The sequence below is a fragment of the Stenotrophomonas maltophilia group sp. Smal17 genome, assembly GCF_030237045.1.
Classification (GTDB): Bacteria; Pseudomonadota; Gammaproteobacteria; order Xanthomonadales; family Xanthomonadaceae; genus Stenotrophomonas; species Stenotrophomonas forensis.
The window spans coordinates 1-691 of the sequence record NZ_JASJSU010000187.1; the positions used below are offsets into that span (position 1 = coordinate 1).

Annotated in this window: 1 protein-coding gene; it reads left to right on the forward strand. The window is 66.6% G+C overall.

What is annotated here, in order from left to right; genetic code table 11:
- Window positions 1-158 precede the first annotated feature (158 nt).
- A complete protein-coding gene (locus QRO93_RS21495; RefSeq protein WP_008265191.1) occupies window positions 159-614 on the forward strand; it encodes a MarR family winged helix-turn-helix transcriptional regulator in 456 nt (151 codons plus the stop codon).
- The last annotated feature ends 77 nt before the right edge of the window (window positions 615-691 follow it).

Below are 691 nucleotides of genomic sequence, written 5' to 3' on the forward strand. Positions count from 1 at the left end.
CCGAGCCCCCAGGGACGGGTTTACGGCGTGTCCTGCCCCGTCCGACCCCCGCTGCCCCACCGTAGCAACGTGGCGCAACGCTTTTCCTCACTACACCCCCGCCCATTCAGAAAAACCCATTGATAGGAATGAAATTAGTAGTATCCTATCTATCTCTTATGGACCGACCCCTCGACGAGCGCACCGTGCTGCAGATGCAGCTCAGCTCCGGCCTGCTGTACGCAGGGCGGCAGTGGCAGCGCCTGGCCGACAGCCGCCTGGGCAGCTACGGCATCTCCACCGCCTGCACCATGCCGCTGCTGATGATCGGCCGCTCCGGCGGTGGCATCCGCCAGGTGGCGCTGGCCCAGCAGCTGGGCATGGAGGGGCCTTCGCTGGTGCGCCTGCTGGACAAGCTGTGCGCCAGCGACCTGGTCCGCCGCGAGAGCGACGCCAGCGACCGCCGTGCCAACCTGCTGTGGCTGACCGACGCCGGCCAGGCCCTGGTCAGCGAGCTGGAAGACCAGTTGATCGGCCTGCGCCAGGACGTGTTCGGCGAGCTTTCCATGGATGAACTGCACGCCGTGCTGAAGGCATGGCGCCTGCTGGCCGAGGCCGCCGACCGCATTACGTAAGACCGCTGTCCCCGAACCCCGCCGCTGCCGTGCACACGCCAGCGGCTTTTGCCCGTTGCTGTTGTTTCGTTGTCCCT